We start from the raw sequence: 20,941 nt of genomic DNA, 5'->3' as shown, positions 1-20,941 counted from the left end.
TAAGTTCAAATTTCTGCAGATAAAACTACTACGCCCCCCCTGAAGGGGGATGTGTGCGTTAGTACCACTTCTTTACTCTGCAATAGGTCACACCTCAGAGAGGGTGGACACTTGTGCCAGAGTCATTGGGTTAGAAGCGCTTTTTGAGTTAGGTATAACAACAATAACTAGGTTTATTTATTTCCATGTTTGACATTCACTGGCAGTCATTTGCCCTCACGGATACCAGCTTTTTGCTTGGATGTTTCCGGTTGCTGAGCCTAGTCGTGAATGCCTGACAATTTGAACCTCATTTTGATTGTTGCGCCCTTGGTTTTGTTTACCTTTGGTGGAAGAACCTTTCTCAGCGTCAAAGCTTGCTGTTTCTCAATCCGTGACTTCGGTCTTCAAATTCAGGAGATCTAGTCCCCTTGGCTCACTGTTTGTGTGATTGAGGGCTCGGATACCTGGCTTTTAAAAAATAACAGCGAAAAGATGAGTAAAGAGAAAGCAAAGATGAACAATCCATTTCCCCCAAAAAGGCTACTGGCCAGTGCGGGCCTTTTGCTTGGTACACTGTCTAGTGCCCACGTTAATGCCGGTACCGCTTTTGTACATTTATTCGAGTGGAGCTGGAATGATATCGCCAGTGAATGTGAGAACTTTCTCGGGCCTAAGGGGTTTGATGCGGTGCAAATATCTCCACCCAATGAGCATATCAGCCTGTCCACCTGGTGGGCGCGCTATCAGCCAGTGACTTATACCAACTTAACCAGTCGCAGCGGTACTGAGCAAGAGCTGCAAAGTATGATCAACCGTTGTCATGCAGCAGGTGTGAAAGTTTACGCCGATGCGGTAATTAACCATACGGCGGCCTGGAATGGCGGTGGCACCGGTTGGGGGGGCACTCAGTGGACCTTGCTGGACCATCCGGAGTTTTCTGATAACGACTATCACTCCGATTGCACCATTAATAACTACAATGATGCTAATCATGTGTGGAGCTGTCGGTTGAGTGGTTTACCAGATTTGGATACCGGCTCCAGTTATGTGCAAGGAGAACTCGCTGGCTACCTCAGTAAATTAAAAGGCATGGGGATTGATGGCTTCCGTATTGATGCTGTCAAGCATATGTCCCCCGGCGATTTACAGGCAATTGTGAATCAAGCTGGCAACCCCTGGATCTTTTCCGAGGTTATTGGTGCTGCTGGCGAGGCCTCAGAAATTCAGCCTTACAATTATACTTTTCTAGGCCGTGTTACTGAATTTAAATATGGCACCGATGTAGCCAGCAACTTTAACGGTCAGATTAAAAATCTTGCCACTATTGGCGAGAGTTGGGGGCTTTTGTCTTCCAGAGATGCAGTTCACTTTATAGACAACCATGATCGTGAGCGTGGCCACGGTGGTGGCGGTAACCTGACCTATCACGATGGCTACAAGTACAACCTGGCCAACGTTTTTATGCTGGCACACCCTTATGGCTATCCGAAGGTAATGTCAGGTTATGACTTTACCGATACGGATATTGGTCCCCCCAATACTGGTCCGGAGAGTTGTGAAAACAACGAATGGGTATGTCAGCACCGGTGGGGCAATATTGCCAATATGGTGGGTTTCCGTAACTATACCGATGGCACCAGTATGGAAAATTGGTGGGATAACGGAGATAACCAGATTGCCTTTGGACGCGGTGATAAAGGCTATGTCGTTATCAATAACGAGGGTAATTCTTTCAGCCAGACACTGTATACAGGCCTTCCTGCAGGGGACTACTGCAATGTCCTGGCGGGAGATGATGAGTGCAGTGGCGATGTTATTTCCGTAGGCAGCAATGGTTATGCCACCTTCAATGTCGCAGCTTATTCCGCTGCTGCCATTCACGGTGGGCAGCTATCTGGTTCCTGTGGTGATGAATGTTCTGGGACGGGTTTCCCCAGCCTTTATTTCCGTGGCACTGCGAATAATTGGGAAGCAACAGCTTTTGAATTGGTAGCAGATAATACCTGGCAATTGGTGGTTAATTTTGATGGCCAGGCAGACCAACGCTTTAAGTTGGATATCTATGGTGACTGGGCCGAAAATTACGGTGACGATGGTGCTGATGGCACGCTGGATCAAACCGGAGCAGATATTTATACCTCTGTAACCGGTAACTACTTGATTGAAGTAAATGATGAGACTCTGGCCTATTCGATCACCGAGGTCTCTTCCCAGCAGGCACCCACTGCAAGTGTGACTCCAGTATCCAGCACAGTAGAAGTCAATCAGAGTGTCACCCTGGATGCCAGCAGCTCTACTGATAGCGACGGTAGTGTGATTTCCTATAGCTGGAGCAGTGGTGGTAGTTCTTCCTCGACGACTTTGAGCTTCGCCACTGCGGGCACTTATACCGAGACAGTCACTGTTACTGACAGCGATGGCCTGACCGATAGTGCTACGGCAACCATCACCGTGACTGATCCCAATGCTGGTTATGCTCAAAATTTTACGGCATTAAATTTCCGCGGTACGCCCAATAGCTGGGGCACTCAGGCGATGACCCTGGTTGCAGATAATACCTGGCGTTCCACTGTGGTGTTTGATGGCAGCAGTAACCAGCGCTTTAAGTTTGATGTCAGCAGTGACTGGGCTGAAAACTACGGGGATAACAATGCGGATGGCTCTCTGGAGCAGGGTGGGGATGATATCTACACCGATGTATCAGGGACTTATATTGTTGAGGTAAATGATGAAACCCTGAGCTACAGCCTGGCCTGTGCAGACTGTGGTAGTTACGCATCCAACTTTTCCTCACTTTATTTCCGTGGCACACCAAATAGTTGGGGTGCTGACGCTATGGAATTAGTTGCCGACAATACCTGGGAAATCCAGGTAAATTTTGATGGTCAATCACAGCAGCGTTTCAAGTTCGATGTTAATGCTGACTGGAGTGAAAACTACGGCGATAGCGACTCCGATGGTGACTTGGAGCAGGGTGGATCTGATATCTACACTTCTGTAAACGGAAGCTACAAGGTGCAGGTGAATGATCAGACCTTGATTTATAGTCTGGTAGCCCAGTGAATATTATCTAGTATTGATACAGAAAACCCGGCTTCGAGCCGGGTTTTCTGTAATAAAAGACTGTATTTGCTAGTCAATTGTCAAGCTTGAAGATATGGCCTTCAAAGGGGAGAAGATTAAGTGTTATTCTGCCTTGGCCATTTTGGATAACCAGCTGTTGCTTCGCATTGCTGATCTGCCCTTCTAATGCATAGCTGCCGTCTTTCAGTTTCCATTGCTTAAGTAGCTCATTGGGGATCAGTAGTTCGAATTTGCTGTCTCCTCGATCAAAATTTGCAACGATCAAGAGTTTTTCCGTTTTATTCCAGCGCGCAAAGGAGAATTGTTTTTCTCCATAGCCAGAGTTTTGCTTGCGGTTGTAGCTGTGCAAGTCCAGGTAATCGCCAAGTAAGGCCGGGCTCTGCTTGGAGAAATTGAGCAGGCGCTGGTAGAAGCTGCGCAGCTCTTTTTCTTCTTTTGTCAGCAGTACAGTGTCAAAAGCGCCCTCATTGTTCCAGCGACGCACACTGGGTACTGACCAGTAGTCGAAAATGGTGGTGCGGCTGGCTTTGCCGAAGCCGGCATCTTTGTTGGCGGGCTCTCCTAACTCCTGTCCAAAGTAAACCAAGGTAGGGGCTGGAGAGAGCGCGGCAGACACCAGCATTGCAGGTTTGCCTGCCTCTGGGTTGCCAGAAAATTGTGGGCTGGCAATACGCTGCTCGTCGTGGTTCTCCATAAAGCGCAACATATGAGAGGAAATATCTACCAGATTTGCCTGCACCTCTGCGATTTTATCTGTACTGCCCTTGTTCTCCATGACTGCACGAATAGCGTCGTAGGTGCCGACTTTATCGTAGAGGTAATCCATTTTGCCCAGATGCAGATAATCCCGATAGCGCTCTGGAGTATAGATTTCGGCAAGTAACAGTGTGTTGGGGTTGCGCATTTTGATGGAGGAATTCAGGTAGCTCCAGAATTCTACCGGCACCATACCGGCCATATCATAGCGGAATCCATCGACGCCAAAGTCCAGCCAGTAGTGGGCGATATCGCGGAATTTTTCCCAGGTGTCCGGGACTTTCTTGTCTGCCCAAAACTGGGCGTGGGCCCGGTAGTCGCGCTTGGCATATTCCTGGGGTAGCTCAGAAAAATTCTTGCTGTCATCGGGGCGAACGCCAAAATTAATTTTGACGGTTTCATACCAGTCGTGCATGGCAGGTTGTGCACTGCGCGCGCCATTACCGGTCCATTTGGCTGGACTCTCTATAAATTGCCCATCGACAAGATCATTGGCTTCGCCATTGAGTGGCTTGTAGCTGTCCTCTGCAACGGGCACGCGGAAGTCTTTGCCCACCACATAGTAGAAATTGTTATTGCGGGCGTAGGTGACCTGGGTGTTGTCGCCAGCTCCAAAATCCTGCACGCCTTGGGGTTTATCGAGAGAATGATAGGCGCGGGCTACATGGTTAGGCACTATATCGATAATTACTTTCAGGCCGGCCGCGTGGCTGCGTTCCACCAGTGCGCGGAATTCCTGTAATCGCTCTGCTGGGTTATTGGCCAGGTCTGGGTTGACGCTGTAGTAATCCTTGATGGCATAGGGAGAGCCGGCGCGGCCTTTGACCACATCTGGATCATCGTTACTGATACCGTATTCCGTATAGTCGCCAACTAGCGCGTGGTGCAGGGCGCCGGTATACCAGATATGGGTGGCGCCCAGCGCGTGGATTTCATTCAGTGCTTTTGGGGTAAAGTCAGCGAACTTACCCACACCATTCTCTTCGAGTGTGCCCCAGGGTTTGTTGGTACTGTTAGTGTTGCCAAATAAGCGCGGTAGCACTTGGTAGATAACGGCTTTTTTCTCCGCAACTTTTTCAGCGGGCTGTATTTCTTCCGGGCTGCTCTCCTGGCTGCAGCCGGCAGTGCCGAATAGAGCAGCGCCCAGTAGGGAAGCCGAAAGGAGTTTGGCAATAAAAAGGGAATGTAACTTCTTCATTGTTTCCTGATGACTTTAAATTTTTTTTGTCAGTGAACAGCGGTTTGCTGAATTATTGATTTTTGAGCACTAAATCCAGCGGTTCTTTGTGCCAGTCAAATTTAACCAGCAGTTGCTGCTTGCGCTTGTTGTACCAGGCCCCACGGGGTGCCTGAGCAAAGTCTTTTTCACTGTCGAAAATAGGCAGGGATTCGCCGGTAACATCGAGCTGCGCAGGCACTTGTTGCCAGTTGTGGATCTTTAAATTGACCTTGCGGGATTCCGGCATACCGGTATAACCGTCTCCTTCTCGATTAAAGGCGAAGGTTAAACCCTGCTGTTTGTTTTCAGCTGAGAAATGTAGCTTCTCGTATTTGCCTTTTTCAAAAGCCTGCGCGGTAGCGCCATCATCTTCATAAACATAGCGCTCGGACTTTGCTGCTGATGGGTGCGCGTAGTAGTCCAAGGTCAGATTTTTACTGGAGTAATCACGACTGCTGTGGACATCGTCAATGGTGGGAATAATGGCGCCGGCCCGCACCATTACAGGAATCGTTTTCAGGTCCACTTCTACCTGGGCCTGATCGCCAGAATATTGTTCATCAGTCCAGTAATCGAACCAGGTGCCGCCGGGCAGTTTTACCGCGACCTCATCCACATCCTCCTCCACGACTGGGGCAACGAGGAAATCCTGACCCCACAGGTAGGCATCCTTGTAGTCCAGTAGGGACAGGTCACTTTCGTTTTCGAAAAACAGCGGGCGCATCAGTGGCATGCCGGTCTGGCTGTTTTCGAAGGCGAGGGTGTAGTTGTAGGGCAGCAGGCGATAGCGCAGTTTTACATACTCGCGCAGGATATCGCGGGTACGGCGGTCGTGGAAAACTGGCTCGGAAGCAATATGCTCCTGGGCGTGCGGGCGGTAAACCGGTTGGAATACGCCGTACTGTAACCAGCGGATGTAGAGTTCGCGGTCAAATTTCTCACCACCGGCAAAGCCGCCCAGGTCTGAATGGGTGTAGCCAAAGCCCAGCAAGCCCATACTCAGAGCCAATTCCACCTGGGGCTGTAAGCCACCCCATTCCCGAGCGACGTCGCCGGTCCAGGGAATCATGCCGTAGCGCTGGGAGCCGGCAAAACCGGCGCGCATCATAATAAAGGGGCGGCGCTCTGGGTATTTTGCCGTTTGGCGTTCGTGCAGTAATTGCGCCCAGGCGTGGCCGAAGGCGTTGTGGATTTCATCGGCCATACCGATTGCGTGAACGGTATCGGAGGGGTGAACTTCCGGCTCACCCAGGTCGCCCCACCAGCCGGCTACGCCCTGTTCCAATAACCCGTCGTAAATATTCCAGAACCAGTCGCGACCATCTTCAGAGAAGACATCGATCAGGCCGGTATTGCCGAAATAGAAATCAAAACGCTTGGGCTCTCCGGCCAGGTTTTTCGCCAGGGCATTATTCGCCACGGCTTCCTGCCAGCGTTCGGAGGTGGAGAGGACAAAAGGCTCGGTCACCAGGATGGTATTGATGCCGCGCTTTTTAAGGTCGGCCATCATCTTTTCTGGTTCGGGAAAGGCTTCCTTGTCCCAGGCCAGGTTGCCCATATGGCCTTTTATATCCGGGCCAAACCAGTAGAGGTCCAACACCAGGGCGTCCAGGGGGAAATCTTCTTCGGAAAACTTATCCACGGTTGCGCGGACTTCAGCTTCACTGTGATAGCCAAAGCGGGAGGCGAAATTACCCAGGGCCCAACGGGGGGGCAGGGGCTGTTTGCCGGTGGTGGATACATAATTTTCCAGCAACTGTGGATAAGTCGCACCGGCTACCACGATGTAAGCGGTGCGCCCGGCTACAGCTTCAAATTGCAGGATATCTTCTTCGTTTGCGCCCAGATCCAGGGTGCCGGTGGCAGAGTTGTCGAACAGCAGAATGTATTTGTTGCTGGACAGTACTGCTGGCAGGGAAAAATACATCTGGTTGGATTCGGTGGTGTATCCGTAATGGGCACGGTTATACAGGGGCAGGCGTTGACCGCGACGGTCCATCCCCATAACCCGCTCTCCGCCACCCAGCAGTTTTTCCTCTGGCGACAGTGCGAAACGGAATCCGCGCATCGTCTCGGTGGCAAAGAAACCACTCTCTTCACTCAGGATTTGTTCGCTGCCGCGCAAGTACTCGATTCGGAAGGGAGACTTGTGGATGACTGCAGTAAGCGAGCCAGTGCGGTAAACGAGTTTGTCCCCTTGTTGCTCCAGCGTCGCCTCGGATCGGCCAGCAGAACTGGTGGCTAACGCGAATGAGGGCAACTGCTTCAGGCCTTCGCGGCGATAGTGCACCGATAGCGCTGACGGACCAACCGGTGTGAGGGTGACCTCGCCCTCACTCGTCTGTACAGTTAGTGAGTCTTCGCTCATGGTGTGATCGCGGTAGTTGCGCTGTTCAGCGGCCAGGGATTGAGCGCTCAGGCAGAGTGTAGCTGCGAGGCACACCAGGCGCAGGAGTGGGAGTTTTAGGATCATCGCGCGGGACTTCAGTTGCTTGATTAGGATTCACAGTTTCGTGTTGGCCCGGCGTATACGCATGGGCCTGAGTTTATCCTAAAGCGCAGAATCTGGCCCGCATCCTCCCCGCTGGGGGGAGGATGGAGGTCTGTGGTGGGCGTGTCAGAATGGCAAAATAAGCATAACGAGAGATGCGGTGACCCTATGAGCCAATCAGAGCCCAATCCTATTCAACAGCCCCGTCTGCCCTTTTGGCAGGTGTGGAATGTCAGTCTCGGTTTTCTCGGGGTGCAATTTGGCTTTTCTCTGCAAAATGCCAATGCCAGTAGAATCTTGTCTGATCTGGGGGCGGACCTTCACTCCCTGTCTCTATTCTGGATAGTGGCGCCGCTCATGGGACTGATCGTACAGCCGATCGTGGGTTCAGCCTCGGACCGGACCTGGAGTCGCTTCGGTCGCCGCAACCCCTTTATCCTTTTTGGTGCCATCGCCGCAGCCCTGGGGATGGCGTTTATGCCCAATGCCGGGATTGTGGTGGCGATAGTGGCCCCCATTATTTTCGGCGGCGTTATGTTGGCAATGATGGATGCGGCCTTTAACGTGACCATGCAGCCTTTCCGCGCACTGGTGTCCGATATGGTGCCATCAGAGCAGCGCACCCTGGGTTACTCGATACAGTCTTTGCTGATTAACATTGGCGCCATCTTCGGCTCCATGTTGCCATTCATCCTGACTAATGTGATTGGTCTGGAAAATACTGCCCGTGCGGGAGAGGTGGCGCCCTCCGTTATATGGGCTTTCTATATCGGCGCCACAGTGCTGCTGGGTAGTGTGTTGTGGACTGTGCTGCGCACCAAAGAGTATCCGCCGGAGCAGTACAATGCCTATAAAGGTCTCGACTCTGCGCAACTTGAGCGGGAGCGACAGCAAAAAGCCCCACTGGCAAAGCGCTTGATCGGTTTTTTCCAGCTGCTAATGAAAATGCCGCGCACTATGCGCCAGCTGGCCCTGGTGCAATTCTTCTCCTGGTTTGCCCTGTTTATTATGTGGGTTTACACCACGCCTGCGATCACTCAGCATGTTTGGGGAGTGGAAGCCAAGTGGTTTGATCCAGCTTACCTGGAAAGCGTCAAAGAAATTCCCGCACATATCGCTGCCGCTAAGGGTGCTGCCGGTGACTGGGTAGGAATTATTTTTGCTGCTTACTCCCTGTTCGCAGCGATCTTCTCCATTGTCCTGGCCCGTTTGTCTCAGGTACTGGGGCGTAAGCTGACTTACTCCCTATCGCTGGCACTGGGCGGTTTGGGCTACATCAGCTTCCTGTTCTTCCAGGGGGGCGAGCCTACGCAAGTGAATCTGTTGATCACAGAAGTTTCCGTACCCAGTGGCGCCCTGGGGTTATTGTTACCGATGGTGGGAGTGGGGATTGCCTGGGCCGCAATTCTGGCGATGCCCTATGCGATCCTCTCCGACTCGCTGCCGGCGGATAAAACGGGTGTTTATATGGGGATTTTTAATTTCACTATCGCCGCACCGCAGATTGTTTCCGCCCTGGCAGCTGGCTTGATATTGAAAACAGTTTTCGAAAACCAGGCAATTTACATCATTGTTTTGGCGGGGGTGTGTATGCTGCTTGGCGCTATATCGGTGGCGCTTGTGAGGGAGAGTTCAGAACCCGAGCCCGCATTAAAGGCAACTACTACAGCTTGATAAAAAGCCGTAAAAGATCGTTAGAAAAGCCCCTATTTGGGGCTTTTTTATTGCTGGGATTCCCTGTTTTTCCAAAATCTTCGCATTGATTGACCTATGGGATTTCATGGGAGCATTTTGACAGCTTGGTGTGAGCCTACCTAGACTGGCGGTGTCTTACAGAAAACGACGCAAGCTTATGTCTTTTTTCGATGCCATTGATCGGGCCTTACAGGCCTTCGCTAATTTTGTTTGGGGGCCGCCTTTATTGGTGTTACTGGTTGGCGGTGGTTTGGCACTGCTGATTTATTCCCGGGGCCGCCCCTACCGCCATTTGAGCCATAGCATTGGCTTGTTGAGTGGCCGTTATGATGACCCCAATGATCCCGGCCAGGTAAACCATAGCCAGGCACTCTCCACCGCGCTCTCTGGCACTTTGGGTTTGGGCAATATTGCCGGCGTGGCCATTGCCATCACTGCCGGTGGCCCAGGGGCGATTTTCTGGATGTGGATCACGGCCTTAGTGGGTGTGGCCACCAAATTTTATACCGCGACTCTGGCGGTGATGTTCCGTGGCCGCGATGCCAATGGGGAACTGCAGGGCGGGCCCATGTATGTGATTCGCGAAGGCTTGGGCAAGCGCTGGACACCGCTGGCGGTGCTGTTTGCCGTGGCGGGGCTGTGCGGTATGTTGCCGGTATTCCAGTCTAATCAGACTACTCAATTGTTACGTGAATCCTTCGCCGAGCCGATGGGCTGGGTCGCACCGGGTGGTTCGCTATTGTTTGATTTTGTCATTGGTTTATTAATTGCGATCGCCTCTGCCTATGTGATTGCCGGGCGTATCCAGCGCATCGGTAAATTCTCCGCGCGCATAGTACCGGGCATGGTACTGTTTTATCTGGTAATGACTCTGATCGTGATAGCGAGTTTTTGGGAGCAGGTGCCCGCGGCATTTGCCCTGATTTTTAGCGATGCGTTTAGTGGCCAGGCGATTGCAGGCGGTGCCTTGGGTACGGTAATTACCATTGGCGTAAGCCGTGGGGCTTTCTCCAACGAGGCGGGAATCGGTACGGAATCTTTGGCCCATGGTGCGGCAAAAACCCGCGAGCCAGTGCGCGAAGGCGTGGTGGCTATGCTCGGGCCTATCGTAGATACCCTGCTGATCTGCACCTGTACCGCTCTGGTGATACTACTCACTGGCGCCTGGCAACAGGGTGAGGGGGTGGCCGGTGTGACTCTGACTGCCCAGGCGTTTTCTCAAGTGTTTGGTCAATTGGGCCCCATTCTGCTGCTGTTTATGGTTTTTCCCCTGGCTTTTAGCACCATCGTCACTTGTTGGTATTACGGTATGAAGTGCTATGTATTTCTTTTCGGTGGCCGTTGGCAGGGGCTGTATACCGGACTCTATATGGTTCTGATTGTATTGGGTGCGGTCGCGTCTTTGAGCGCGGTTAACAGCATTATTATCGGTATGTACGCCGTAATGGCCGTACCCACCATGCTTTCTACATTATTGCTGGCAAGACACGTTAACCGTGCAGCTCACGATTATTTCACCCGTATGGAAACTGCAAAGCGAGAAGGGGCAGAAGTCTCTCAATAACAGCAGTTTTTCCAGACAAAGAAAAAGGCGGACTGTTAAGTCCGCCTTTTTTATGGTGCCTTTTTAGCAAGCACGCAGGTTTTGCCTAGGGCACGACGGATACCTTAGTACCGACTCTGGCGTGGCTGTAGAAGATTTTCGCCATATGCCAGGGGATACGGATACAGCCGTGGGAGGCCGGGTAGCCGGGTACATAACCGGCGTGCATGGTGACCGGACCATTAATCCGCATCATGTAATCCATAGAGGCTCCGCGGAAACGAGACCCGGCAGGTTTACGGTGACGGCGCACATCCACATTACTGCGCACTACATAGCCTCGGGAACTTACATAGTGACCGTACAGGTTTGAGCGGTGACTGTATTTCTTCTCTGAAATACGGAAGTTGCCAGTAGGTGTACGGTGGCCGGGTTTACCGGTAGAGACCGGGGACATGCCGGCAAGACGTCCGCCCTTGTAGAAGTAGGCCATCTGGTCACTGAGGTCGATCACAATACGCGGTGTGCCTTGAACGTTGGCTTTAAACCACATATGACGGCCATTCTGTGGCTGTGCCCGTTGATATCTGCCGTATCGAGAATAGCTCCTTTGGTTCTGGTTGTATCGAGAATAACTTCTTTGATTCCTGTTGTATCGCGAGTGTCCTCTGTACTCTCTTCGGTACCTGTAATCCCTGCTGTATCTGGAGTGCCGGTCATAATGCCCTCCATGTCCCTGATGAGCGACATACCTTGAGCCCTGGCGGGAGTAAGGATTGGAATAATCTGCAGCATAGGCCAGGGGGGCCAATATTGCCGATCCTACAACCATCAGCGCAGCGGCGAATGAAGCGTTTTTACGTAGAGTTCCTTGTACTTTTTGTAGGGATGTTTTCTGTCGTGTAGGTAAAGTTTGATGGTTTTGCAGCGAAGGTCGGTTATGCATTACACACCTCTCTATTGCCAGTGGGCCGTGTAAACAACCATGGGTTTAGAGTCAAACCATTGCCTTCCTGGGGGCAAAATCCATGCGCACCCTAGTTGGGGCAAGGCGCAGGTTAGAGATTTCCCCAAAGCAGCTCGCCGTATACTCAGCCTCAGCTGCGGGATGGGTTAGCACAGGTTTTTACCAATGCAGGTCCAAGGGATGTTAAGGTCGGTGTCTTAGGCCAGTCACATCAAAAAGGAATAAGTGAATCACTGGTTATTAACCTGAAATACAGCTAGCTGGTAGGTTTTCCCAGTTTTAAGAGAAAGAACTTAAATCTACAGGGCCACTACTTTGGGGCTTCTTTTACCCGATTCTAAACAGGTAAAATACCCTGGCGATATAGCGGGTGTATTTTTACATTGCAGCCAGTAAGTTATTAGCAGGATTAAGGCTTGAACTATGGAACGTTTATTTTCTTACGGTACGCTTCAGCAGGAGAATGTCCAGCTGGAAACTTTTGGACGTAAGTTAAAGGGATCTGGAGATATCTTAATTGGCTATCAGCTTTCCGAGATAAGAATCATAGATCCACAGGTTATTCAAACTAGTGGCAAGGAATTTCATCCCATTCTGAAATATACCGGGAATTTCTCTGACGAAGTTGAGGGAACGGTCTTTGAGATTTCTGCCGAAGAACTCGCTCAATCTGATGCCTATGAAGTGGATGCCTATCAGCGGGTTGCCGCCAAGTTGAAATCTTGTACAAAAGCTTGGATTTATGCCGAAGCTAATTAAAGCATTCTCACTTAATGCCATTAACCTTTTAACAATACCTAGGCAAGGGATATTTTTCACAGGGAAATGGATTCAAAAAGGCCTAAGGAATACTGCGAATCGTTCTAAGTGATTCTTAGCTCCCCAGTGAATAAACGGATATGAAGCAATATTTCGATAAAGGCAAGAAGGGCCTGATTGACCTTTCCCGTAAAGTGCCAGCTGAAATCACCGGCAGTTTAAAAGTTTTTCAAGAAGTAGTTGCCGGACTGCCAATATTTTCTTCTGCGGAGCGCAGTGAGAATTTTGTGCAGAGATACGATGAAAAGCACTACTTTGTGATCCCCTATAAACTCTCACAAACTGGCTTTACTCTGCACACAATGCGTTGTTTGCCTGATGATGCCCCAGAGGTAAATGATCTACCCAAACGCCGAATATTTCACTTTCCCAACTCCTATTATGAGGGGAGTTTACGTAAATTTATGGTGGAGAGCGCCGTAGAGTTATCCCTGGAAAAGGGAAATTCTGGAAAGAGTTCTCTCGAAAGACTGGCGGATGATATCGACAAACTCGATAGAAAATTGACCGTTGGTATGCTATTAGTTGGGGGTGTTGCCGCTGTGTTTAACCCCCTGATCGGTGCCGGGCTGGCAGCCAAGGCGGTGCTGCCCGGTATGAGTGGCCTGGTCAATAAATTCGGCTTGCGCCCAGCCGGAGAAAAGCTATCGGAATTACAGAGCAAAAAAATGCTTCGCCAGGCAGAGGAAGAAGTTGCCAAGCAGTTTTCCAAATCCAATACCCTCAAGGTGATCAATCCGATTCTACAAGAATTGGAATTAGCGCTGAGAACCACTGAAACCCAACACGACCCATTGACCGATCCCAATTTAGCCGATGGCTCAGTCCCTGAGTTGGATAGCGAGCGCTGGCGCGAGTTGACCGAGCGAGCGGTTTACCATGTATATAAGGACGTGTATCTGGATAAGAAGCTGGCCAAAAATGCTCAGTTGGGGCCGGAGGATTTGCGTTGGTTTGAGGTATTGTTTGCTGGGATAAAGTAGCTTTAGAGTTTTTTAGAGAGAAATTCAGCAGCCGATATGGCTGCTGAAAAAAGTAAGAGCGGTCTTTAGAAATTGTAAGTCAGCCCCAGGGAGGAGAGACTGGGCTTTTGCTCATCCATTTCGAAAATAGTGTGCTCCAGGCTGAGGCTCCAGTTATTGTAGTTCCAGCCAGCGGAAACACCATAGTAGAGGTCACTGCCATCAGTGTCATCGCTATAAGAAAGATCTTCCTGGTAGGAATACAATTCTACTGTTTGATCGTAGCCATTGCTCCATACAAGGCTTTCGCTCACTTTTCCTGTGAGTTCAATTTCGGCATCCCATGATTGATACCCTGCTCGAAGGCCTGCATAAAACGGTTTATTGGTATCGGTGGATAGGAACACGCCCAACATTTTTGTTTGGGCACTAATTTTGGATTTATAGCTATAGTCGTAATAAACAGTTTCATAATCGTTGTAAGGCATAAAGCCGCTTTGACTGTCTTTAGCTTCAGCCTCTCCCAGATCGGCATAACCACCCTCAATCGCAAGAAAATTATTGAAGCGGTAACCCAATGTGAAAGACCAGCCGTTAGGATCTGAGAGTTTTGTTCCGAACAGTTCCTGAGCTTCTTGTGAAGAAATATCTGTATCTACCTTTCCATAAGATGACTTAAGGTAGAAGCTGTTTTCCATTGCCATAGTATTGGATGCGGAAAGAGCGATAACGGAGCTGAGAATAAATCTTTTCAAAGGATATCCTTACATCAATATAAAAGACCACCTACCTGGATAAGTAGGCAGCGGTGAGTATTTTGTGGTGATGAATTGGCAGAGAGGTGAAGTATCAAATTCTGTAATGCATTCTTCAAAGCTTGGTAAATGCGTACCAGTTCTCAATTTTGGCGCATAGTGCAGCATCAGGTGCGTCTAGTCAATAATCATCCATTACGATCGATTACAGTCTCTTGAAAAGTCAATTTCTCTGTAAACCAGAAGGCAATGGTTGCGTTAAACAGTTGTATTCATAACAAACTGTGAGATCCCCAATGAGTAAATATTTTAGGTTGGCTGTTTTTCAATCAGTATTCTTGCTGTTTTTAACAGGTACTGTCTCTGAGGTTTTTGCACAGCAGGATGATACTGTTCAATTAACACTCAGCGCTCACCCTGAAAACCATCTGATGGTGAATGCCAGTGTGATTACTGCGGAAGCGGCGAGAGTGGCAATAAGGTTTAACTCTGCAGACACCAGTCGACGACGTACAGCGTATAGTGAGCCAGGCACAGACCACGAAGTAACCGTCGTCGGTCTGCGCGCTGATACTACTTATCGGTTTACAGCGGTTGCACTTTTAGGTAGTGGTGAGGTTGTTCGCAGTGAAATCGTAGAGTTTAAAACAGGGTCGGTGCCTGCGGGAGTTCCCGCTGTTGAACTTTTGAATAAAACGGTTAAGTCTGAGGGGGGCATTACTATCTTTGCGCCATCAGCGGAGAGGGATAACACTTTCTGGGGATTTGATGAAGAGGGAGAGGTTGTTTGGTATCTGCACGGTGATGTCCCATTAACTGGTGCCCCAGTAGCGAGAAATCTGCATGATGGGCGTTTACTTTTACTATTCAGCGGGGAGGCCCGAGTAATTTCCTTCGCCGGAGAGGTGTTGTCCTCTTTCGAATTGCCGAGTTATCACCACGATGTTCAATTGCTGGAGAATGGCAATTTGTTGGTGTTAACTAACGAAACGGGCCAGTTTGGTGAGCATTTTTTACAAGGAGATGCCATTTTAGAAATCGATACTGATGGGAACACAGTGTGGGAGTGGTCGGCATTTGATCACTTGGATACCAGCCGTTTCCCCGGTGCTTTGGCCGGTAGTGTTTTGGATAACGGAGCCCTTGACTGGAGCCACTCTAATGCACTGCATTATGTTCCTCAGGATAATTCCATTTTACTTTCTAGCCGCTCTCAGAGCTGGGTGGTCAGCATTGATCATCGGTCTGGTGCGATAAATTGGATAATGGGGAGGGACTCAGATATTGAGAACGATTTGAAGGATAAATTCTTTACTCTACAGACTGGTTCCTGGATGGCCTCGCAGCATGCGCCAATGTTGACAAGTGATCATGAAATTCTGATTTACGACAACAGAAATGAAGCTGAGTTGAGTGGTAATATCTACAATAGCCGTGCAGTAAAGTTTCGGCTCAATACATCGACAATGAGTGCTGAACAAACCTGGGAATACATAGCGCCAAAGTATACTCAATCCTTGGGTGATGTGGATGAGCTTGCTGGTGGAAATATATTGCTTTGTGCCGGTGGCCCATCGGATATCAGTACGGGAAGTGATCGCAATGCTTACTTGGTAGAGGTAACGTCAACTGACTCAGCAGAAACTGCGTGGGAGTTAAAAGTGTTCGATACCACGATTTACCGAGCAGAACGCGTTAGCTGGTCGGAAATGCTGACCACAAGTCCGGTTTTTAATCTGCCTGAATAATGACATAAGTATTTAGACAGAGTGGTGCTTGTAGTATTTTGATTCAGGGTGAATTGAGTTTTTTACTGCTGAGTGCATTTTTGAGCGTGCTACTTTTTAAGGTTCATGTTTCTTCCCTTACTTCCTGAATATTCTCCTTGGCCCACACTAACTTTGTTGTGGGCCTATGATCATTAACTTTGCTGGAGATGGTCGTATGCTTTTAATCGGAAGTAACCTGATATTTTTCAATTCTTGGTTCTTCGGCCAAAATTGGTTCTAACGCTTTTAATGTTTCTTTTAAATGCGGCTCTTGCCAATGTTTTTGTTCACTCTCTTTTGAATCCCACACCTCTAATGTCATAAAGGTATCTGTATCCTCACCCGAAAATAAAATCTGATAACTCAAACATCCGCTCTCCTTTTCAGAGTTCTCTGCCAGTCTGGTCAGAATGTTCTTAGCTTTCTGTGTTTCTCCAAGTTTAGACTTCACTTTTGCCATTACATATAGATTGGGCATTGTCTGATCTCCAGATATATTTATGAATTGCGTTTTACTACTAGTAAGATGCCTGTAATCATTAGAACAAATCCAATAATTCGTTTGGGGTCCAGGCTGGTTTGTTGTGCACCAAAGAGGCCAAAATGATCGATGGTGGCCATAGCAAAGAGCTGGCCGAGTAATACAAAAGATATAGTATTGCCAACACCGTATTTTGGTGAAACCCAAGTGACGCTGAGTACGTAAAAAGCAACCAATATCCCTCCGAGATAAAGGTGCCAGGAGATATCTTTGTGAAAACCGGCTACTTGAAAACCTTCAGTTTTAAATAAGTAAATAGTAGAGATGATTAATCCGACAAAAAATAAAATCGTCGTAGCGAGAGCAGAGCTGCCAAGCTTTACACCTAGACCGCTGTTTAACGTGGCCATCACCGGGATGCCGATTCCGGCAATTAACATAAGCGACGGATAAAGAATTGAGCTAGGCACTGCTGGAACCTCGCTGGAGGGGTTTTAAGGCTATAACTGCTGATGTAGATGAGTTGGGTTGACCCACAGTGGAAGCTGTAGGGCTGAAGGGTTATGAAAAGCTGGCGCAGGAACATCAGCTTGCGCCAGCTTTGTTGATACGTTATTAACCGCTAGTTTATTAACTGCTTAGCGATCGCTTTACCAACAGCATGCGCACTGGCTGGATTTTGACCGGTAATCACGCGGCCATCCTCGATGACAAATTCCTGCCAGGGTTGCACTTTGTTAAATCGAGCAGACTTTCGGCTAACCGCTTCTTCAAGCAGGAAAGGGATATCCTTAATGGTGCCGAAGTCGATTTCTTCTTCTCGGGTAAAGGAGGTTATCGATTTGCTAGCCAGTAAATTCTCACCATTACTCAGGGTGATGGGCAGTAAGCCAGCCGGACCGTGGCAGACCGCAGAAAGAATGCCGCCATTTTCATAGATCTCTGCACTCAATTTAGCGAAATCTTCATTACTGGCTAGGTCGGAAAGTAGACCAAACCCACCTGGGTAGAACACGGCATCGTAATTGGCAGTATTCAGCTGGCTTACTGGAATAGTGTTGTTGACTCGGTTCTGGAAGTCTTCATCGGCCAATACCTGGCTGTTGACCTCATCTCCTTCAATATCGGTACCGTAGAGTGGCGCCTTGCCACCTTTGATGGAGGCAATATCGTAGTCAATGCCATTCTCTTTGAGGACATGCACGACGTGCGTCAGCTCAGGAGAGTAGGTGCCATTAGCTTGGTCAGTTTCCCCGAGGGTTGCATGGTTAGTTACGGGAATAAGTACTTTCTTCATGAATCAGTCCTCTGTGTTAAGTATTCAGTGGGGAGGATTCTAGGTTGTCCCTGGGTGGATGATAATGGGGGTTATCTGTGAAATACTTTTGCTGAGTAGCAATAATAGAGAGTGCTGGGATGGATACATTTGACGGCGTAGTCGAATTTGTCGCTGTGGCAGAGAGCCAGGGCTTCTCTGCAGCCGCCAAACAGTTGGGGTGCAGTACCAGTCATGTGAGCCGGCAGGTGGCTCGCTTGGAGGAGCGCCTGGGAAGCGCTCTTCTGGCTAGAACAACGCGCTTGGTCAGCCTGACTCAGGCTGGGGCTGTTTATTACCAGCGCTGTAAAGAGCTGGTTGTGGGTCTGCAGCAGGCCAATGAACAGGTTGGCCAGCAACAGTATGAGCTGAGTGGCACCTTGAGGGTGAGCTGTGCCGGTATATTCGCCGAGCAGTATGTGGCACCAGCGCTGATGGCTTTCGCTTTACAGCATCCCGACCTGCAGATTGATATCGATTTCAACAGCCGAATGGTTAATTTTGTTGAGGATGGTATCGACTTTGCGATCCGCTATGGCCGCCTGGAGGATTCTGGACTGGTAGCCCGCAAGCTGGCGGGACGCCAGATGATGGCTGTTGCCAGTACGGAATATCTGGATCAATTCGGTAGGCCAAACCATCCTCAAGATTTAAAGTCACACAGTTGTATTGTTGCGAATAATGATAACTGGATATTCGATATGGAGGGTGTTGAAGAATCAATCCGCGTTAATGGTCGTTGGAGAAGTAATAATGCCCATACAGTGGTAAACGCATGTGAAAAAGGACTAGGTATTGCCTATATGCCAAAAAGCAGCTTTAACCGCTCTTTAGACTCACAGCTATTAGAGCCGGTACTGGAGCCTTATTGGGGGCACGGAGCCAGTAGCTGGATTGTGTATCAGAATCGCCGCTTTTTACCAATACGAGCGAGAATGGCCATTGATTATCTTATGGATCACTTTTCCAGCTGGCAGGAATAAATATGATAAATCTTTTTGAGAATTTACCGGAAAACACTGAGCTGGAGCATTTCCAGGACATCATAAAAAATGATGCTGTACGAATTGAGCGAATCGTTTCTCACGGCCAATCCTCGCCGGAAGAGGGTTGGTATGACCAGGGTGAACATGAGTGGGTGCTTGTACTAAGTGGTTCTGGTGTGTTGGAGTTTGACTGTGGTGAGACATTTCAGCTGATACCAGGGGATTGCTTATTGATAGAGGCTGGAAGAAAGCACCGGGTGGTGGAAACTTCACCTAATGAAGCAACAGTTTGGCTGGCGGTGTTTTACCACTAATCAGTAAATACTAACTCTTAAGAGAAATCTTCGGCTAATCAGGGACTCTATTTCACTTACCAATGGGGGCGAGAAAAGAATACGTTGGACTTGAAGTGGTTAATGATAAGGGGTCCTTTAGGTATAGCAGGGTGTGTGATCACCAAAAAGAGAACTCCTGCCGCTTCAACGCATTAGCGTATTCTTTATCGCTGTATCATATTTGCCCAAATTTCCACTTCCGAAAATGACCGATACTCGGTGTGTGATGAAGTTATGATTGTTTCCTCTTGATCAATCAGGTTGCAGTTACCATGGCATTTCAAATACAAGGCATTAACCCGCTAAATTTTTACCATTTATTGATACTTCCAGATGCTCAGTTGAAAGAAAAAAATGCTTGCTGGAAGCTTGTAGATGCGAGCCCCGGTTATCCCTGCAGGGTGTCCCTTGTGGATGCCAAAGCAGGTGAGAGGGTACTCTGCCTACCCTATAGCCATCATAATACTTCATCCTTTTATCGTGCTTCAGGCCCTATATTTATTCGGGAGCATGCAGAACCCGCGAAATTAGATACTAATGAAGTTCCACTGATGCTGCGACACAGGCTACTTTCAATTCGCGCCTATAATTGCGAGGGGCTAATGGAGACTGCTGAGGTTGCTCAGGGAGCGGATCTTGAGGGTGTGCTTGAAAAGCAATTTTCCTTAGGGAGTGTGGAGTATATTCATATTCACAATGCGCTTCCTGGGTGCTTCAATTGCGCCGTCTATCGAGCGTAAGGTGCATCATTGGGGACTGCCTGTTGGGCTTCTGAAAAACTCTGCTGAACGCTGGGATACAGCCCTCACAGTCCGGCGGTTCCACTGATAGTTATTGTTACCTGTATTCAACCTTGAAGTGAAAAAATTATCGAAGATTAGAACTTAGGAGAAGTTGCTAGCTTTTCTTATGCTCCTTTGGATCATCTAAGAGTCCCTCTTTTTCTTCTAGGTCATCCAGTTTATGATATTTTCTTTTTATTTCATTGATATCCACACTGGGCTTGGGAAAAGACATTTTTAGGGCCTCCATCGCGTCGGCCACAATGGAGGCAATTGCAATATTTCTAAACCATTTGTGATTGGCGGGAATAACGAACCAGGGGGCATGAGGTTTGCTGCACTTATAGAGAATATCCTCAAAAGCCTGGGTGTAGGCGTCCCAGTAGCTCGCCTCCGTATAATCGCTCTCGCTGATTTTCCAGTGTTTGCTTGGGTCATCAATACGCTGTTTAAAGCGTTTCAGTTGTTCATCTGCATCAATATGCAGGAAAAATTTTAATACCAGGGTGTTGTGGTCGGCTAATAATTGTTCGAAGTGGTTGATATGATCGTAGCGCTTGGACCAGATGCTCTCTGGTACCATATTATGCACCCGTTGAATTAATACATCTTCATAGTGGGATCGGTTAAAAATCGCCACATGTCCCTGTGCAGGGGTGACTTTGTGACACCTCCACAGGAAATCATGTGCGGCTTCTTCTTTAGATGGCTGCTTGAAGCTGGTTACTGTACAGCCTTGGGGATTCATTGCTCCAAGCACATGATTAATAGTGCCATCTTTACCGGAGGCATCCCGACCCTGTAGGCAGATCAATAGAGAGCGCTTGTGCTCAGCATACATAAGGTACTGCTGTGCGCGAATTCTTTCATCCAATTTATCAATGACCGGCTGGGCCTCTTCGCGATTGTTATAGCAATCTTTAAAACTGGCATCGATCTTATCTAACTGTATCTTGCTGCCGGGTTTTACCTGGAATGCTTCGAAGCAATTCATAGTTTT

At 48.9% G+C, this 20,941-nt stretch carries 18 protein-coding genes; 9 read left to right on the top strand and 9 right to left on the bottom strand.

Features of this window, described 5'->3' with window-relative positions; genetic code table 11:
* Positions 1-495 precede the first annotated feature (495 nt).
* Entirely contained in the window at positions 496-3,045 is a 2,550-nt protein-coding gene (locus FIU95_RS17815) for an alpha amylase C-terminal domain-containing protein (RefSeq protein WP_152455112.1), read from the top strand.
* A 73-nt stretch (positions 3,046-3,118) separates the two neighbouring features.
* Here the strand turns inward: FIU95_RS17815 and FIU95_RS17810 are convergent, their stop codons facing one another.
* Both FIU95_RS17810 and FIU95_RS17805 read right to left on the bottom strand, forming a co-directional pair.
* Positions 3,119-5,020, bottom strand: a complete 1,902-nt coding sequence (locus FIU95_RS17810) for an alpha-amylase family protein (protein ID WP_152455110.1) — start codon at positions 5,018-5,020, stop codon at positions 3,119-3,121.
* Between the two features lie 52 nt (positions 5,021-5,072).
* A complete protein-coding gene (locus tag FIU95_RS17805; RefSeq protein ID WP_152455108.1) occupies positions 5,073-7,514 on the bottom strand; it encodes a TIM-barrel domain-containing protein in 2,442 nt (813 codons plus the stop codon).
* 186 nt (positions 7,515-7,700) lie between these two features.
* On the opposite strand from FIU95_RS17805, the gene FIU95_RS17800 reads away from it, so the two are divergent.
* Both FIU95_RS17800 and FIU95_RS17795 read left to right on the top strand, forming a co-directional pair.
* A complete protein-coding gene (locus FIU95_RS17800) occupies positions 7,701-9,206 on the top strand; it encodes an MFS transporter (protein WP_152455106.1) in 1,506 nt (501 codons plus the stop codon).
* 178 nt (positions 9,207-9,384) lie between these two features.
* Positions 9,385-10,791, top strand: a complete 1,407-nt coding sequence (locus FIU95_RS17795) for a sodium:alanine symporter family protein (protein WP_152456450.1) — start codon at positions 9,385-9,387, stop codon at positions 10,789-10,791.
* 85 nt (positions 10,792-10,876) lie between these two features.
* Here FIU95_RS17795 and FIU95_RS17790 read toward each other — a convergent pair whose 3' ends face one another.
* Entirely contained in the window at positions 10,877-11,323 is a 447-nt protein-coding gene (locus tag FIU95_RS17790; protein WP_253868728.1) for a L,D-transpeptidase family protein, read from the bottom strand.
* Entirely contained in the window at positions 11,281-11,520 is a 240-nt protein-coding gene (locus FIU95_RS17785) for a hypothetical protein (RefSeq protein WP_152455104.1), read from the bottom strand. Before FIU95_RS17785 ends, FIU95_RS17790 begins: the two co-directional genes overlap by 43 nt.
* A 640-nt stretch (positions 11,521-12,160) precedes the next feature.
* Here FIU95_RS17785 and FIU95_RS17780 point away from each other — a divergent pair.
* Together FIU95_RS17780 and FIU95_RS21375 are read left to right on the top strand one after the other, a co-directional pair.
* Positions 12,161-12,496, top strand: coding sequence for a gamma-glutamylcyclotransferase family protein (locus FIU95_RS17780; RefSeq protein ID WP_152455102.1), 336 nt, complete (start codon positions 12,161-12,163; stop codon positions 12,494-12,496).
* A gap of 140 nt (positions 12,497-12,636) precedes the next feature.
* Positions 12,637-13,539, top strand: coding sequence for a hypothetical protein (locus tag FIU95_RS21375; protein ID WP_216646275.1), 903 nt, complete (start codon positions 12,637-12,639; stop codon positions 13,537-13,539).
* A 65-nt stretch (positions 13,540-13,604) separates the two neighbouring features.
* On the opposite strand, the gene FIU95_RS17770 is transcribed toward FIU95_RS21375, so the two are convergent.
* Entirely contained in the window at positions 13,605-14,273 is a 669-nt protein-coding gene (locus FIU95_RS17770) for an outer membrane beta-barrel protein (RefSeq protein WP_152455099.1), read from the bottom strand.
* Positions 14,274-14,569: 296 nt separating this feature from the next.
* Between FIU95_RS17770 and FIU95_RS17765 the strand changes: the two genes are divergently transcribed.
* The gene (locus FIU95_RS17765; protein WP_152455097.1) at positions 14,570-16,021 is read left to right on the top strand and encodes an aryl-sulfate sulfotransferase; all 1,452 of its coding nucleotides are present in this window, start codon (positions 14,570-14,572) and stop codon (positions 16,019-16,021) included.
* Between the two features lie 202 nt (positions 16,022-16,223).
* Here FIU95_RS17765 and FIU95_RS17760 read toward each other — a convergent pair whose 3' ends face one another.
* The 3 genes from FIU95_RS17760 to FIU95_RS17750 all read right to left on the bottom strand — a co-directional run bounded on the left by FIU95_RS17760 (position 16,224) and on the right by FIU95_RS17750 (position 17,820).
* Entirely contained in the window at positions 16,224-16,520 is a 297-nt protein-coding gene (locus FIU95_RS17760; protein ID WP_152455095.1) for a putative quinol monooxygenase, read from the bottom strand.
* Positions 16,521-16,540: 20 nt separating this feature from the next.
* A complete protein-coding gene (locus tag FIU95_RS17755) occupies positions 16,541-16,993 on the bottom strand; it encodes a DMT family transporter (RefSeq protein ID WP_152455093.1) in 453 nt (150 codons plus the stop codon).
* Positions 16,994-17,145: 152 nt separating this feature from the next.
* On the bottom strand, positions 17,146-17,820 hold the full coding sequence (locus FIU95_RS17750; protein ID WP_152455091.1) for a type 1 glutamine amidotransferase domain-containing protein: 675 nt from the start codon (positions 17,818-17,820) through the stop codon (positions 17,146-17,148).
* A 119-nt stretch (positions 17,821-17,939) separates the two neighbouring features.
* Between FIU95_RS17750 and FIU95_RS17745 the strand changes: the two genes are divergently transcribed.
* The 3 genes from FIU95_RS17745 to FIU95_RS17735 all read left to right on the top strand — a co-directional run bounded on the left by FIU95_RS17745 (position 17,940) and on the right by FIU95_RS17735 (position 19,899).
* A complete protein-coding gene (locus FIU95_RS17745) occupies positions 17,940-18,821 on the top strand; it encodes a LysR family transcriptional regulator (protein WP_152455089.1) in 882 nt (293 codons plus the stop codon).
* A 2-nt stretch (positions 18,822-18,823) separates the two neighbouring features.
* Positions 18,824-19,138: a cupin domain-containing protein gene (locus FIU95_RS17740; RefSeq protein ID WP_152455086.1), complete on the top strand. Its 315-nt coding sequence runs from the start codon at positions 18,824-18,826 to the stop codon at positions 19,136-19,138.
* 269 nt (positions 19,139-19,407) lie between these two features.
* On the top strand, positions 19,408-19,899 hold the full coding sequence (locus FIU95_RS17735; RefSeq protein ID WP_216646274.1) for a DUF1203 domain-containing protein: 492 nt from the start codon (positions 19,408-19,410) through the stop codon (positions 19,897-19,899).
* A gap of 157 nt (positions 19,900-20,056) precedes the next feature.
* On the opposite strand, the gene FIU95_RS17730 is transcribed toward FIU95_RS17735, so the two are convergent.
* A complete protein-coding gene (locus FIU95_RS17730) occupies positions 20,057-20,935 on the bottom strand; it encodes a polyphosphate kinase 2 family protein (protein ID WP_152455084.1) in 879 nt (292 codons plus the stop codon).
* Positions 20,936-20,941: the final 6 nt, after the last annotated feature.

The sequence above is a fragment of the Microbulbifer sp. THAF38 genome, from assembly GCF_009363535.1.
Lineage (GTDB): Bacteria > Pseudomonadota > Gammaproteobacteria > Pseudomonadales > Cellvibrionaceae > Microbulbifer.
The sequence above is the reverse complement of the archived record's forward strand: the minus strand, read 5'-3'. Positions and strand labels throughout refer to the sequence as shown.

What these genes read in the sequence shown, in the direction of transcription:
- FIU95_RS17765 (WP_152455097.1), top strand. Translation starts at nt 14,570, where the DNA reads ATGAGTAAATATTTTAGGTTGGCTGTTTTTCAATCAGTATTCTTGCTG.
- FIU95_RS17745 (WP_152455089.1), top strand. Translation starts at nt 17,940, where the DNA reads ATGGATACATTTGACGGCGTAGTCGAATTTGTCGCTGTGGCAGAGAGC.
- FIU95_RS17785 (WP_152455104.1), bottom strand. Translation starts at nt 11,520, where the DNA reads ATGTCGCTCATCAGGGACATGGAGGGCATTATGACCGGCACTCCAGAT.
- FIU95_RS17790 (WP_253868728.1), bottom strand. Translation starts at nt 11,323, where the DNA reads ATGTGGTTTAAAGCCAACGTTCAAGGCACACCGCGTATTGTGATCGAC.
- FIU95_RS17810 (WP_152455110.1), bottom strand. Translation starts at nt 5,020, where the DNA reads ATGAAGAAGTTACATTCCCTTTTTATTGCCAAACTCCTTTCGGCTTCC.
- FIU95_RS17730 (WP_152455084.1), bottom strand. Translation starts at nt 20,935, where the DNA reads ATGAATTGCTTCGAAGCATTCCAGGTAAAACCCGGCAGCAAGATACAG.
- FIU95_RS21375 (WP_216646275.1), top strand. Translation starts at nt 12,637, where the DNA reads ATGAAGCAATATTTCGATAAAGGCAAGAAGGGCCTGATTGACCTTTCC.
- FIU95_RS17795 (WP_152456450.1), top strand. Translation starts at nt 9,385, where the DNA reads ATGTCTTTTTTCGATGCCATTGATCGGGCCTTACAGGCCTTCGCTAAT.
- FIU95_RS17815 (WP_152455112.1), top strand. Translation starts at nt 496, where the DNA reads ATGAACAATCCATTTCCCCCAAAAAGGCTACTGGCCAGTGCGGGCCTT.
- FIU95_RS17805 (WP_152455108.1), bottom strand. Translation starts at nt 7,514, where the DNA reads ATGATCCTAAAACTCCCACTCCTGCGCCTGGTGTGCCTCGCAGCTACA.
- FIU95_RS17780 (WP_152455102.1), top strand. Translation starts at nt 12,161, where the DNA reads ATGGAACGTTTATTTTCTTACGGTACGCTTCAGCAGGAGAATGTCCAG.
- FIU95_RS17750 (WP_152455091.1), bottom strand. Translation starts at nt 17,820, where the DNA reads ATGAAGAAAGTACTTATTCCCGTAACTAACCATGCAACCCTCGGGGAA.
- FIU95_RS17740 (WP_152455086.1), top strand. Translation starts at nt 18,824, where the DNA reads ATGATAAATCTTTTTGAGAATTTACCGGAAAACACTGAGCTGGAGCAT.
- FIU95_RS17760 (WP_152455095.1), bottom strand. Translation starts at nt 16,520, where the DNA reads ATGCCCAATCTATATGTAATGGCAAAAGTGAAGTCTAAACTTGGAGAA.
- FIU95_RS17800 (WP_152455106.1), top strand. Translation starts at nt 7,701, where the DNA reads ATGAGCCAATCAGAGCCCAATCCTATTCAACAGCCCCGTCTGCCCTTT.